Raw genomic sequence first — 15,465 nt, forward strand, 5'->3', positions numbered from 1 at the left:
GCAGCTCCTTGCAACAGGAGGACAAACAATGCCTTACATGAAAAACCGCAATACAGAGCTGTTGAAGGAGCATTTTTCCAATCTAGGCATAACACTTACGACTAGATGTGTTTACGCAATTCATATGGCGGGATTCGGTGTTGGTACTCGACTTTCCGACATTGCGAACTGGGTGATGTCGGACGACGGTGCCCGCCGGACCCCAAATCTAGGTCGAGTGTCGCTTTTGCAACTGGAAAGAGAATTTATTAAATCGCTCCCTCAGTCCAGCAGCGTAAAACAACGAAATAGATTATCTGCAAAGTCAGCTCAATGTTGTGACTGTGCCTTTTTTGACGTTTCCTCGACATCAATGGCGGGAGGAATTTGTAGGCAACATGCACCCAGGCCGATATTGGGTGTGCAAGGTATCCAACACCACACAGGAGATTATTGCTGTCCGACTTGGCCGCAGGTAATGCCATTCGAGTTTTGCGGTGATTTCGAGATGTCGCTTGGCGTGAACTTACTTCCTGAGACATAAGAGGGGCCATGATGAGACTGGAAACAGAAGTCAATCCTATTCACATCGGCATTATGTTGACAAGGAACCCAGAAGCCCTAGCAGAAGCCCTAACAGCCATTGCAGTTAACGCCAGCAGCGACCTAGCGAAAAAGGTAAAAGAGCACGTACCGGACGCCCTGCGTGACCGCACAGCAGATATGCTTGAAAAGCTCATGGTCGAAATATCCCCCTAAACCCGGAGAGGGAAAAATCATGCAGGAAACACTATTTGACTTCCCTCCTAAGTCGAGAAAATCGCAAGTTTTTAAGGCTCATGTAATTGACGCTGGGAATGCACCAGATGGGTCGCCGATTGCTCACTTTGAGTGCAGCAGATGCGATTGGGACTTTGGTTGGGTCGATTGTCCGAACGTCACTTTCGGCAAGCGCGGTATCCCTTGCCCGATATGCAATCAGCAGCAATGACCTGCAGTTTTATCGAGGTCAATTTATTTTTGTATACTCACCTTAGGAGCAAGTATAATGGAAGAGGTAGCCCGCAAATCCAATACCGTAGCACCAAGGGGCCTTAGTAAACCTCAGGCGGCCAGTTACATTGGTGTCAGTGTTGGGCTGTTTGACTTGCTGGTTAGCGAGCATAAAATGCCAAAGGCAAAACAAATTGCTTCTCGCAAAGTGTGGGACGTATTTGAAATAGATCAGGCATTTGAGATCCTCCCGCATGATGGAGCGGAAATCTCTCACGATCAAGAACCTCTTTCTGACTTCGTTTAACAGGTGAAGCTATGCCAAAGCCCAAGCAAGAGCATTTAAAATATCTCTACCGGGATGTTACAAGGCACGGACAAGAACGATGGTACTACCGCAAGTCTGGAAAAGCCAAAATAAGGCTTAATGCACCTTATGGAACAGAAGAGTTCTATAAAGAACTTGCCCTTGCCAGATTTGACCTGAGTAACACTGGCACCACTGAACCCAAGCGTACTAAGAAAAAGCTGCCGCTTGATGGTACATTTAAATGGCTCGCAGATCAGTACCTAACAAGAGCAATGAAAAACTTGGCCCCCGCGACCCAAATACAAAAGCGCCGCGTATTACACGCTGTCTGTGAAGAAACCTGTTTGAGCCAGTCAGGCCAGAGACTGGGTGACATGTCTTTCAAGGGTCTACAGAAGCAGCACATCGCAATTCTTAGAGATCAAAAGGGAGAAACGCCCGAGGCAGCAAACCATCGCCTACGTTCGATTTCAACAATGTTTAACTGGGCAGTTGAGGTAGGTCTTGCTGGAAATAACCCAGCAGAGCACGTCAAGAAGATCAAGAATTACTCCGAAGGGCACCACGCGCTAACTCAGCAAGAAATTGCGCAATTCCTTGAACGCCATCCCAAAGGCACAAAAGCTCACCTTGCAATGCAGATCTTCCGATACACTGGCTTAAGGATTTCAGATACTGCCCGACTTGGAAGACAGCACCTTTATACAATAAACACTGAAGATGGCCCCCAGCTTCGTTTTAAGATCGCACCGCAAAAATCAAGTAAGCTTCAGAGAATGCCGGTAGCAATTGACCTTCCAGTACTCCCGCCACTTGCTGAGGCTCTTGAGGGAATTGATCATAGCCACCTCACCTTTTTAATTACTGAGTGGAATAGACCATATTCAGTAAAGGGGCTTGGTAATCGTATGAGAAACTGGTTTGACATGGCTGGTCTCCCGCATTGTTCAGCACATGGGATCAGAAAAGCAGGCGCCGTCTTAGCAGCTGAAAATGGAGCTACTTCAAATCAGTTACTGTCAATGTTTGGCTGGACAAAGCTAGAACAAGCAGAGCTGTACACTCGTATGGCTCAAAGAAAGGTCCTTGGAGATAAGGGGGTACACTTCCTTTCTGGAGAGAAAAAGAAAAGTGGGTCAACTTGACAATGTAACCTCTTGATACCTTATGGGGGCAAAATTGACCCACTCAAAAGGTAACCCTCTGTTTTTAATGAAAATTAACAGTCCGGCAGAGGCCTCCACTTCACTTTTTACCCATTGAAATCGTTGTTCTTTCTATGGTTTTTCCCTCACCTTTGGCGTGTTGTGCAAAAAGTGAGGGAATATGGAACGTTATTATTACTATTTAGGCCCCTCAATTTGAACCTCCCAATCAAGTGAATTCTCTTTTTTTTCTGATCCTGCGTAATTTATGCCGAAGAATTATCTGGCCTTCTTGACGCGACTATACTGATAAACAAAGTTTGCAATGTCAGTGACTGGCGGCTGGCAAACCAAGCGGTCTATCAATGCAAGTATCTGTGTTTTTAAATGTTTGGTTTTGAGGGGAGGCATAGGTTCTCCCGGCACTTCATTTCAATGGGGTGTAAGGCGGTGAAGCTTCCTACGGTTGAAGTGGTTTAATGCGCAGTTGATGCAACCGATATTGTAGATCAGCTGCCGCTCTCTCCGAACAACAATCACAAATATAATTACACGGTATCAACGTAAGCGCTGTTTCAATGACACCTCGACTTTACGAATTGTCAAAATTCCAAGACAGAAGGTCATTAATCTTGTTTTGTTGTGACCTTAGGCAATCTTAGGGAGAGTATCAGCCAGATAGGCATGCGGGTTGATACCGTTGAGTTTGCACCTCTCGATGAGCGATGCGAGTATGGCCCAGTTCTGAGCACCAGCAACGTGGACTGCAAAGAGTGAATTTTCCCGATTTAATGCAGTTTGCCATTAATCTGGATCACTCAAACTGTTTTCTCTTTTTGTTTATACGCGTATTCCTATTCGAAAATCGCGCCAATCTTTCGGGAATACGCCTTAAAGCACTTGTTGTGAACGGCTTCCTTGAGTTGCCGGGTCATCATCTGGACATCATCCTTGTTCAGCACAAGTTCCTGAGCCAATTCGCTCAAAGTCTTCTCGCCACGGATAGCAGCTAGCGCAACTTTCGCCTTAAAAGCAGGGCTATTATTACGCGAGGTCGTCTACTCATAGGAATCTCTTGTTCTTGATATAATGCCTAGTTCAATAGCTAAATTCACCTAGCACAACTGTAAAAATACATAAACTAACTCTCCATAAGTATATCTCTCAATATTAGATTATAATTTCCCAGAAATGTGAATTAATACTACATTAATGTTTCCATTGGTGCATGCTTAGTTACGAATGACAATTCTACTTAATATTTGTGAAAAATTACAAGTCATTATCCAGCAATATAGCATCAGTGGTTTAGTTAAGTACTTGAGTGATACATGTTGGAGCAGTAATGGCACAAATTGTGTATAATGCATGGCATGCTTGGTTTAAAGGGTGCGGTAAGAACGTCGCAACTCTTGATCTACTATCCGATTTTTCAGTAATATTTTTGGGGCTTTGGCTGGTTCCAACCATAGCAGATGTTGTCGCTTTGGTTGGAACAGACTACACAACTCTACATTCTAGTCTATGCGCACCAGATGCGCTGCCCAAAAAGATCTCGCTGGACAGTGAGTTTCGCCAATTTTTGCCATCAACTGCTATTTATAAGGACGTTCCGATTGAGATATCGGACAGTCCTCTGGATATCCAGATAATTGGTGCACCTGCCACCACGGGGTTATCTTCTTTTGCCGCTAACATTACCTTAGCGCGAAGCGTAACCGGGTTTAGTGTGGATGACATTACTGACACCAATGGCACGGTCCCTTCCTTAACCGGGCGCCGTGTTTCTTATCGCGCACCGATTTCTCCGAATGGCTTAGGAGATGTGGCACTCAGCATACCGCCTAATGGGGCGAGCGGCACGGATGCCATACATGCTGCTAAAGACGAAGATATTGCTACCCATGACAATGCAGAGACTGGACCTGACTATTTTTATACCCAAGGTACCAGACAAGGTATAGCAACGACCGCGACCGAATTCGGATATGCGCTGGATCGAGTGCCACTTTATGGCTCTACCACTTCAGGGTTCATAGGGCAGACATCTGTCACGTATTTTACTGCTCCCGCACCACAAAACAGCACAGATCCGTTCATTGAGACCCTCACTTTTGCGGAGGCTGCTAAATGAAGGCTCTTTTCAAACAATATATAATTAAATGCTTTTTGCTAGTTTCCCTTGTTTTGTTGGCGGCTTCCGCTCCCGCTTCCGCTCAGGAGGTAGAGTTTATTAGAAATGGTGATTTTTCCAATGGCTCCACAGACTGGGATTTAGTGAATGTTACAGGTTCTCAACCTCCTACAGTCAGCAACGGGATAGTCTCATTTAATTCTGGCGGTGAATCCGTTTTTGGTGATTACATAGAACAAACGTTCCTGCAGACTATTGTTTCCGGTAGTATTGTAAGTATTTCTCTGCTGCTTACTGAAACTGGAAGTCCCAGTGGCCCGGAACAATATTTTACGGTCGAACTTCGTTCACCAACTGACACGGCAGTTGATACTCGAGATTTTACAGTTACATCTCCCACATCTGTAGCACAAAGTTATGAAGTTACATTAACAGATGACATTAATATAATTCGCATCATTAATACAGGCGCATCGGATCTCGCCCCAAATAATGACGGACAGGTTGATGACGTTTCCGTTACTGTTGATGCGCCCACCGTAACGTTGTCGGGTATCCCGGCCGCAGTAAACACCGATCCATTCACCGTGATCGTCACCTTTTCTGAAGATGTGACCGGCTTTGACGATCTGGCCACGGATCTGACCGTCGCCAATGGCGACCTCACCAGTATTTCCGGTGGTCCGGCCGCCTATACGGCGGAAATCACCCCGGACGGTGGCGGCGATGTGTCTCTTACTGTACCCGCAGATGCGGCCTTGGACGGATCTGGCCTTGGCAATACGGCCTCTGCCACCAGTACTGTACCGTTTGATGATGTTGCGCCCACCGTCACGTTGTCGGGTGTTCCGGCCAATGTGAACAGCACCAATCCATTCACCGTGACCGTCACCTTCTCAAAAAACGTGACCGGCTTTGACGATCTGGTCACGGATCTGACCGTCACCAATGGCGACCTCACAGGAATTTCCGATGGTCCGGCCGCCTATACGGCGGAAATCACCCCCGATGGCAGCGGCGATCTGACTCTTACCGTGCCCGCAGATGCGGGACAGGACGTGGCTGGCAATGGCAATACGGCCTCTGCCACCAAAACTGTGCTGTTTGATGATGGGTCCGCAACCTCAGTCTCTGTCACCTCTGGAGATGGTCAAGACACAGAGTTCTCAACCGACTTTACAAATCCACTTGTTGTCACCGTCCTTTCCAGTAGCGGTAATCCGGTTGCAGGTGTGATTGTCACCTTCACGGCGCCCTCATCCGGGGCAAGTCTGAGCACTACCCCTCTAATGGCAACCACCAACGCCTCTGGTGTGGCCAGTTTAGACGTCACAGCAAACAGCACAGTCGGCGGTTACACAGTCAATGCCAGTGTTGTCGGTGTTGCAACAACAGCTGATTTCACTCTTACAAATAACGCCGGGGCCGCAGCCTCAATCTCGGTCACCTCTGGGAATGCTCAAAACACAGTGATCTCAACCGCCTTTGCAAATCCACTTGTTGTGGAAGTCCGAGACATCTCCAACAATCTGGTTCCAGATGTGGTTGTCACCTTCACGGCGCCCTCAACCGGGGCAAGTCTGAGCACTACCCCTCAAATGGTAAACACAGACGCCTCTGGTGTGGCCAGTTTGAGCGTCACAGCAAACAGCACAGCTGGCCAGCCTTACACAGTCAATGCCAGTGTTGGCGGTGTTACTGCAACAGCTGATTTCTCTCTGACAAATGCCGGGGCCGCAGCCTCAATCTCGGTCACCTCTGGGGATGCTCAAAACACAGCGATCTCAACCGCCTTCTCAGATCCACTTGTTGTGGAAGTCCGAGACATCTTCAACAATCTGGTTCCAGATGTGAATGTCACCTTCACGGCGCCCTCAACCGGGGCAAGTCTGAACCCTGCCACTCAAACGGTAACCACAAACGCCTCTGGTGAGACCAGTTTGAGCGTCACAGCAAACAGCACAGCCGGCGGGCCTTACATAGTCAATGCCAGTGTTGACGGTGGTGGGCCATCAGTAGTTTTTTTACTTACAAATAACGCCGGGGCCGCAGCCTCAATCTCGGTTACCTCTGGGGATGCTCAAAACACAGTGATCTCAACCGACTTCTCAGATCCACTTGTTGTCACCGTCCTGGACAGCGGCAACAATCCGGTTCCTGGTGTGGATGTCATCTTCACCGCGCCCTCAACCGGGGCAAGTCTGAACCCTGCCGTTCAAACAGTATCCACCGACGCTGCCGGTCAGACCAGTTTGATCGTCACAGCAAACAGCGAAGCCGGCGGTTACACAGTGGAAGCCAGTGTTGGCGTTGTTACTGCAACAGCTGATTTCTCTCTGACAAATGCCGGGGCCGCAGCCTCAATCTCGGTCATCTCTGGGGATGCTCAAGCCACAGAGATCTCAACCGACTTCTCAGGTCCACTAGTTGTGAGAGTGGTAGACATCCTCAACAATCCGGTTCCAAGTGTGGATGTCACCTTCACGGCGCCCTCAACCGGGGCAAGTCTGAACCCTGCCACTCAAACGGTAACCACAAACGCCTCTGGTGAGACCAGTTTAAGCGTCACAGCAAACAGCACAGCCGGCGGGCCTTACATAGTCAATGCCAGTGTTGACGGTGGTGGGCCATCAGTAGTTTTTTTACTTACAAATAACGTCGGGGCCGTAGACACAGTCACTTACATCTCTGGGTCTCCTCAAGACGCAGTGATCTCAACCGCCTTCTCAGATCCACTTGTTGTGGAAGTCAAGGACAGCGGCGGCAATGTGTTAGAGGGTGTGGAAGTCACCTTCACGGCGCCCTCATCCGGGGCAAGTCTGGACGTCTCTGCCACTGACACAGCAGAGACTGACGCTAACGGTGTGGCCAGTTTTGACGCCATAGCAAACAGCACAGCTGGCGGGCCTTACACAGTCACTGCCAGTGTTGGCGCTGTTACTGCAACAGGAACTTTCTCTCTGACAAATAACGTCGGGGCCGTAGACACAGTCACTTACATCTCTGGGTCTCCTCAAGACGCAGTGATCTCAACCGCCTTCTCAGATCAACTTGTTGTGGAAGTCAAGGACAGCGGCGGCAATGTGTTAGAGGGTGTGGAAGTCACCTTCACGGCGCCCTCATCCGGGGCAAGTCTGGACGTCTCTGCCACTGACACAGCAGAGACTGACGCTAACGGTGTGGCCAGTTTTGACGCCATAGCAAACAGCACAGCTGGCGGGCCTTACACAGTCACTGCCAGTGTTGGCGCTGTTACTGCAACAGGAACTTTCTCTCTGACAAATAACGTCGGGGCCGTAGACACAGTCACTTACATCTCTGGGTCTCCTCAAGACGCAGTGATCTCAACCGCCTTCTCAGATCAACTTGTTGTGGAAGTCAAGGACAGCGGCGGCAATGTGTTAGAGGGTGTGGAAGTCACCTTCACGGCGCCCTCATCCGGGGCAAGTCTGGACGTCTCTGCCACTGACACAGCAGAGACTGACGCTAACGGTGTGGCCAGTTTTGACGCCATAGCAAACAGCACAGCTGGCGGGCCTTACACAGTCACTGCCAGTGTTGGCGCTGTTACTGCAACAGGAACTTTCTCTCTGACAAATAACGTCGGGGCCGTAGACACAGTCACTTACATCTCTGGGTCTCCTCAAGACGCAGTGATCTCAACCGCCTTCTCAGATCCACTTGTTGTGGAAGTCAAGGACAGCGGCGGCAATGTGTTAGAGGGTGTGGAAGTCACCTTCACGGCGCCCTCATCCGGGGCAAGTCTGGACGTCTCTGCCACTGACACAGCAGAGACTGACGCTAACGGTGTGGCCAGTTTTGACGCCATAGCAAACAGCACAGCTGGCGGGCCTTACACAGTCACTGCCAGTGTTGGCGCTGTTACTGCAACAGGAACTTTCTCTCTGACAAATAACGTCGGGGCCGTAGACACAGTCACTTACATCTCTGGGTCTCCTCAAGACGCAGTGATCTCAACCGCCTTCTCAGATCAACTTGTTGTGGAAGTCAAGGACAGCGGCGGCAATGTGTTAGAGGGTGTGGAAGTCACCTTCACGGCGCCCTCATCCGGGGCAAGTCTGGACGTCTCTGCCACTGACACAGCAGAGACTGACGCTAACGGTGTGGCCAGTTTTGACGCCATAGCAAACAGCACAGCTGGCGGGCCTTACACAGTCACTGCCAGTGTTGGCGCTGTTACTGCAACAGGAACTTTCTCTCTGACAAATAACGTCGGGGCCGTAGACACAGTCACTTACATCTCTGGGTCTCCTCAAGACGCAGTGATCTCAACCGCCTTCTCAGATCCACTTGTTGTGGAAGTCAAGGACAGCGGCGGCAATGTGTTAGAGGGTGTGGAAGTCACCTTCACGGCGCCCTCATCCGGGGCAAGTCTGGACGTCTCTGCCACTGACACAGCAGAGACTGACGCTAACGGTGTGGCCAGTTTTGACGCCATAGCAAACAGCACAGCTGGCGGGCCTTACACAGTCACTGCCAGTGTTGGCGCTGTTACTGCAACAGGAACTTTCTCTCTGACAAATAACGTCGGGGCCGTAGACACAGTCACTTACATCTCTGGGTCTCCTCAAGACGCAGTGATCTCAACCGCCTTCTCAGATCCACTTGTTGTGGAAGTCAAGGACAGCGGCGGCAATGTGTTAGAGGGTGTGGAAGTCACCTTCACGGCGCCCTCATCCGGGGCAAGTCTGGACGTCTCTGCCACTGACACAGCAGAGACTGACGCTAACGGTGTGGCCAGTTTTGACGCCATAGCAAACAGCACAGCTGGCGGGCCTTACACAGTCACTGCCAGTGTTGGCGCTGTTACTGCAACAGGAACTTTCTCTCTGACAAATAACGTCGGGGCCGTAGACACAGTCACTTACATCTCTGGGTCTCCTCAAGACGCAGTGATCTCAACCGCCTTCTCAGATCCACTTGTTGTGGAAGTCAAGGACAGCGGCGGCAATGTGTTAGAGGGTGTGGAAGTCACCTTCACGGCGCCCTCATCCGGGGCAAGTCTGGACGTCTCTGCCACTGACACAGCAGAGACTGACGCTAACGGTGTGGCCAGTTTTGACGCCATAGCAAACAGCACAGCTGGCGGGCCTTACACAGTCACTGCCAGTGTTGGCGCTGTTACTGCAACAGGAACTTTCTCTCTGACAAATAACGTCGGGGCCGTAGACACAGTCACTTACATCTCTGGGTCTCCTCAAGACGCAGTGATCTCAACCGCCTTCTCAGATCCACTTGTTGTGGAAGTCAAGGACAGCGGCGGCAATGTGTTAGAGGGTGTGGAAGTCACCTTCACGGCGCCCTCATCCGGGGCAAGTCTGGACGTCTCTGCCACTGACACAGCAGAGACTGACGCTAACGGTGTGGCCAGTTTTGACGCCATAGCAAACAGCACAGCTGGCGGGCCTTACACAGTCACTGCCAGTGTTGGCGCTGTTACTGCAACAGGAACTTTCTCTCTGACAAATAACGTCGGGGCCGTAGACACAGTCACTTACATCTCTGGGTCTCCTCAAGACGCAGTGATCTCAACCGCCTTCTCAGATCAACTTGTTGTGGAAGTCAAGGACAGCGGCGGCAATGTGTTAGAGGGTGTGGAAGTCACCTTCACGGCGCCCTCATCCGGGGCAAGTCTGGACGTCTCTGCCACTGACACAGCAGAGACTGACGCTAACGGTGTGGCCAGTTTTGACGCCATAGCAAACAGCACAGCTGGCGGGCCTTACACAGTCACTGCCAGTGTTGGCGCTGTTACTGCAACAGGAACTTTCTCTCTGACAAATAACGTCGGGGCCGTAGACACAGTCACTTACATCTCTGGGTCTCCTCAAGACGCAGTGATCTCAACCGCCTTCTCAGATCCACTTGTTGTGGAAGTCAAGGACAGCGGCGGCAATGTGTTAGAGGGTGTGGAAGTCACCTTCACGGCGCCCTCATCCGGGGCAAGTCTGGACGTCTCTGCCACTGACACAGCAGAGACTGACGCTAACGGTGTGGCCAGTTTTGACGCCATAGCAAACAGCACAGCTGGCGGGCCTTACACAGTCACTGCCAGTGTTGGCGCTGTTACTGCAACAGGAACTTTCTCTCTGACAAATAACGTCGGGGCCGTAGACACAGTCACTTACATCTCTGGGTCTCCTCAAGACGCAGTGATCTCAACCGCCTTCTCAGATCAACTTGTTGTGGAAGTCAAGGACAGCGGCGGCAATGTGTTAGAGGGTGTGGAAGTCACCTTCACGGCGCCCTCATCCGGGGCAAGTCTGGACGTCTCTGCCACTGACACAGCAGAGACTGACGCTAACGGTGTGGCCAGTTTTGACGCCATAGCAAACAGCACAGCTGGCGGGCCTTACACAGTCACTGCCAGTGTTGGCGCTGTTACTGCAACAGGAACTTTCTCTCTGACAAATAACGTCGGGGCCGTAGACACAGTCACTTACATCTCTGGGTCTCCTCAAGACGCAGTGATCTCAACCGCCTTCTCAGATCAACTTGTTGTGGAAGTCAAGGACAGCGGCGGCAATGTGTTAGAGGGTGTGGAAGTCACCTTCACGGCGCCCTCATCCGGGGCAAGTCTGGACGTCTCTGCCACTGACACAGCAGAGACTGACGCTAACGGTGTGGCCAGTTTTGACGCCATAGCAAACAGCACAGCTGGCGGGCCTTACACAGTCACTGCCAGTGTTGGCGCTGTTACTGCAACAGGAACTTTCTCTCTGACAAATAACGTCGGGGCCGTAGACACAGTCACTTACATCTCTGGGTCTCCTCAAGACGCAGTGATCTCAACCGCCTTCTCAGATCAACTTGTTGTGGAAGTCAAGGACAGCGGCGGCAATGTGTTAGAGGGTGTGGAAGTCACCTTCACGGCGCCCTCATCCGGGGCAAGTCTGGACGTCTCTGCCACTGACACAGCAGAGACTGACGCTAACGGTGTGGCCAGTTTTGACGCCATAGCAAACAGCACAGCTGGCGGGCCTTACACAGTCACTGCCAGTGTTGGCGCTGTTACTGCAACAGGAACTTTCTCTCTGACAAATAACGTCGGGGCCGTAGACACAGTCACTTACATCTCTGGGTCTCCTCAAGACGCAGTGATCTCAACCGCCTTCTCAGATCAACTTGTTGTGGAAGTCAAGGACAGCGGCGGCAATGTGTTAGAGGGTGTGGAAGTCACCTTCACGGCGCCCTCATCCGGGGCAAGTCTGGACGTCTCTGCCACTGACACAGCAGAGACTGACGCTAACGGTGTGGCCAGTTTTGACGCCATAGCAAACAGCACAGCTGGCGGGCCTTACACAGTCACTGCCAGTGTTGGCGCTGTTACTGCAACAGGAACTTTCTCTCTGACAAATAACGTCGGGGCCGTAGACACAGTCACTTACATCTCTGGGTCTCCTCAAGACGCAGTGATCTCAACCGCCTTCTCAGATCCACTTGTTGTGGAAGTCAAGGACAGCGGCGGCAATGTGTTAGAGGGTGTGGAAGTCACCTTCACGGCGCCCTCATCCGGGGCAAGTCTGGACGTCTCTGCCACTGACACAGCAGAGACTGACGCTAACGGTGTGGCCAGTTTTGACGCCATAGCAAACAGCACAGCTGGCGGGCCTTACACAGTCACTGCCAGTGTTGGCGCTGTTACTGCAACAGGAACTTTCTCTCTGACAAATAACGTCGGGGCCGTAGACACAGTCACTTACATCTCTGGGTCTCCTCAAGACGCAGTGATCTCAACCGCCTTCTCAGATCCACTTGTTGTGGAAGTCAAGGACAGCGGCGGCAATGTGTTAGAGGGTGTGGAAGTCACCTTCACGGCGCCCTCATCCGGGGCAAGTCTGGACGTCTCTGCCACTGACACAGCAGAGACTGACGCTAACGGTGTGGCCAGTTTTGACGCCATAGCAAACAGCACAGCTGGCGGGCCTTACACAGTCACTGCCAGTGTTGGCGCTGTTACTGCAACAGGAACTTTCTCTCTGACAAATAACGTCGGGGCCGTAGACACAGTCACTTACATCTCTGGGTCTCCTCAAGACGCAGTGATCTCAACCGCCTTCTCAGATCCACTTGTTGTGGAAGTCAAGGACAGCGGCGGCAATGTGTTAGAGGGTGTGGAAGTCACCTTCACGGCGCCCTCATCCGGGGCAAGTCTGGACGTCTCTGCCACTGACACAGCAGAGACTGACGCTAACGGTGTGGCCAGTTTTGACGCCATAGCAAACAGCACAGCTGGCGGGCCTTACACAGTCACTGCCAGTGTTGGCGCTGTTACTGCAACAGGAACTTTCTCTCTGACAAATAACGTCGGGGCCGTAGACACAGTCACTTACATCTCTGGGTCTCCTCAAGACGCAGTGATCTCAACCGCCTTCTCAGATCCACTTGTTGTGGAAGTCAAGGACAGCGGCGGCAATGTGTTAGAGGGTGTGGAAGTCACCTTCACGGCGCCCTCATCCGGGGCAAGTCTGGACGTCTCTGCCACTGACACAGCAGAGACTGACGCTAACGGTGTGGCCAGTTTTGACGCCATAGCAAACAGCACAGCTGGCGGGCCTTACACAGTCACTGCCAGTGTTGGCGCTGTTACTGCAACAGGAACTTTCTCTCTGACAAATAACGTCGGGGCCGTAGACACAGTCACTTACATCTCTGGGTCTCCTCAAGACGCAGTGATCTCAACCGCCTTCTCAGATCACTTGTTGTGGAAGTCAAGGACAGCGGCGGCAATGTGTTAGAGGGTGTGGAAGTCACCTTCACGGCGCCCTCATCCGGGGCAAGTCTGGACGTCTCTGCCACTGACACAGCAGAGACTGACGCTAACGGTGTGGCCAGTTTTGACGCCATAGCAAACAGCACAGCTGGCGGGCCTTACACAGTCACTGCCAGTGTTGGCGCTGTTACTGCAACAGGAACTTTCTCTCTGACAAATAACGTCGGGGCCGTAGACACAGTCACTTACATCTCTGGGTCTCCTCAAGACGCAGTGATCTCAACCGCCTTCTCAGATCCACTTGTTGTGGAAGTCAAGGACAGCGGCGGCAATGTGTTAGAGGGTGTGGAAGTCACCTTCACGGCGCCCTCATCCGGGGCAAGTCTGGACGTCTCTGCCACTGACACAGCAGAGACTGACGCTAACGGTGTGGCCAGTTTTGACGCCATAGCAAACAGCACAGCTGGCGGGCCTTACACAGTCACTGCCAGTGTTGGCGCTGTTACTGCAACAGGAACTTTCTCTCTGACAAATAACGTCGGGGCCGTAGACACAGTCACTTACATCTCTGGGTCTCCTCAAGACGCAGTGATCTCAACCGCCTTCTCAGATCAACTTGTTGTGGAAGTCAAGGACAGCGGCGGCAATGTGTTAGAGGGTGTGGAAGTCACCTTCACGGCGCCCTCATCCGGGGCAAGTCTGGACGTCTCTGCCACTGACACAGCAGAGACTGACGCTAACGGTGTGGCCAGTTTTGACGCCATAGCAAACAGCACAGCTGGCGGGCCTTACACAGTCACTGCCAGTGTTGGCGCTGTTACTGCAACAGGAACTTTCTCTCTGACAAATAACGTCGGGGCCGTAGACACAGTCACTTACATCTCTGGGTCTCCTCAAGACGCAGTGATCTCAACCGCCTTCTCAGATCAACTTGTTGTGGAAGTCAAGGACAGCGGCGGCAATGTGTTAGAGGGTGTGGAAGTCACCTTCACGGCGCCCTCATCCGGGGCAAGTCTGGACGTCTCTGCCACTGACACAGCAGAGACTGACGCTAACGGTGTGGCCAGTTTTGACGCCATAGCAAACAGCACAGCTGGCGGGCCTTACACAGTCACTGCCAGTGTTGGCGCTGTTACTGCAACAGGAACTTTCTCTCTGACAAATAACGTCGGGGCCGTAGACACAGTCACTTACATCTCTGGGTCTCCTCAAGACGCAGTGATCTCAACCGCCTTCTCAGATCCACTTGTTGTGGAAGTCAAGGACAGCGGCGGCAATGTGTTAGAGGGTGTGGAAGTCACCTTCACGGCGCCCTCATCCGGGGCAAGTCTGGACGTCTCTGCCACTGACACAGCAGAGACTGACGCTAACGGTGTGGCCAGTTTTGACGCCATAGCAAACAGCACAGCTGGCGGGCCTTACACAGTCACTGCCAGTGTTGGCGCTGTTACTGCAACAGGAACTTTCTCTCTGACAAATAACGTCGGGGCCGTAGACACAGTCACTTACATCTCTGGGTCTCCTCAAGACGCAGTGATCTCAACCGCCTTCTCAGATCAACTTGTTGTGGAAGTCAAGGACAGCGGCGGCAATGTGTTAGAGGGTGTGGAAGTCACCTTCACGGCGCCCTCATCCGGGGCAAGTCTGGACGTCTCTGCCACTGACACAGCAGAGACTGACGCTAACGGTGTGGCCAGTTTTGACGCCATAGCAAACAGCACAGCTGGCGGGCCTTACACAGTCACTGCCAGTGTTGGCGCTGTTACTGCAACAGGAACTTTCTCTCTGACAAATAACGTCGGGGCCGTAGACACAGTCACTTACATCTCTGGGTCTCCTCAAGACGCAGTGATCTCAACCGCCTTCTCAGATCAACTTGTTGTGGAAGTCAAGGACAGCGGCGGCAATGTGTTAGAGGTGTGGAAGTCACCTTCACGGCGCCCTCATCCGGGGCAAGTCTGGACGTCTCTGCCACTGACACAGCAGAGACTGACGCTAACGGTGTGGCCAGTTTGACGCCATAGCAAACAGCACAGCTGGCGGGCCTTACACAGTCACTGCCAGTGTTGGCGCTGTTACTGCAACAGGAACTTTCTCTCTGACAAATAACGTCGGGGCCGTAGACACAGTCACTTACATCTCTGGGTCTCCTCAAGACGCAGTGATCTCA

At 51.8% G+C, this 15,465-nt stretch carries 8 protein-coding genes and 1 pseudogene; 7 read left to right on the forward strand and 2 right to left on the reverse strand.

The window, feature by feature from the left end; genetic code table 11:
• Positions 1-28: 28 nt before the first annotated feature.
• The 4 genes from BLS62_RS30680 (at position 29) to BLS62_RS03380 (ending at position 2,427) form a co-directional block, all read left to right on the forward strand.
• Positions 29-523, forward strand: coding sequence for a hypothetical protein (locus tag BLS62_RS30680; RefSeq protein WP_143521492.1), 495 nt, complete (start codon positions 29-31; stop codon positions 521-523).
• A gap of 8 nt (positions 524-531) precedes the next feature.
• Complete coding sequence (locus tag BLS62_RS03370; protein ID WP_143521493.1) at positions 532-738, forward strand: hypothetical protein; 207 nt, start codon at positions 532-534, stop codon at positions 736-738.
• Between the two features lie 289 nt (positions 739-1,027).
• A complete protein-coding gene (locus BLS62_RS03375; protein ID WP_093177056.1) occupies positions 1,028-1,279 on the forward strand; it encodes a helix-turn-helix transcriptional regulator in 252 nt (83 codons plus the stop codon).
• 11 nt (positions 1,280-1,290) lie between these two features.
• Positions 1,291-2,427 (forward strand): tyrosine-type recombinase/integrase, encoded by a 1,137-nt coding sequence (locus tag BLS62_RS03380; protein WP_093177059.1) that lies wholly within the window; start codon positions 1,291-1,293, stop codon positions 2,425-2,427.
• A gap of 648 nt (positions 2,428-3,075) precedes the next feature.
• Here BLS62_RS03380 and BLS62_RS32025 read toward each other — a convergent pair.
• Positions 3,076-3,222: pseudogene (locus BLS62_RS32025) on the reverse strand (transposase domain-containing protein); the annotation flags it as partial.
• 59 nt (positions 3,223-3,281) lie between these two features.
• Entirely contained in the window at positions 3,282-3,413 is a 132-nt protein-coding gene (locus BLS62_RS32530; RefSeq protein ID WP_280141820.1) for a hypothetical protein, read from the reverse strand.
• Between the two features lie 359 nt (positions 3,414-3,772).
• On the opposite strand from BLS62_RS32530, the gene BLS62_RS03395 reads away from it, so the two are divergent.
• The 3 genes from BLS62_RS03395 (at position 3,773) to BLS62_RS03405 (ending at position 15,311) form a co-directional block, all read left to right on the forward strand.
• Positions 3,773-4,561 carry a hypothetical protein gene (locus tag BLS62_RS03395; RefSeq protein WP_093177065.1) on the forward strand — a complete coding sequence of 263 codons (789 nt, stop codon included), beginning with the start codon at positions 3,773-3,775 and terminating at the stop codon, positions 4,559-4,561.
• 143 nt (positions 4,562-4,704) lie between these two features.
• Entirely contained in the window at positions 4,705-13,320 is an 8,616-nt protein-coding gene (locus BLS62_RS03400; protein ID WP_159436468.1) for a beta strand repeat-containing protein, read from the forward strand.
• The gene (locus tag BLS62_RS03405) at positions 13,287-15,311 is read left to right on the forward strand and encodes a beta strand repeat-containing protein (protein ID WP_093177071.1); all 2,025 of its coding nucleotides are present in this window, start codon (positions 13,287-13,289) and stop codon (positions 15,309-15,311) included. The genes BLS62_RS03400 and BLS62_RS03405 overlap by 34 nt, the downstream gene beginning before the upstream one ends.
• Positions 15,312-15,465: the final 154 nt, after the last annotated feature.

It is taken from the genome of Pseudovibrio sp. Tun.PSC04-5.I4 (assembly GCF_900104145.1).
Taxonomy (GTDB): Bacteria; Pseudomonadota; Alphaproteobacteria; order Rhizobiales; family Stappiaceae; genus Pseudovibrio.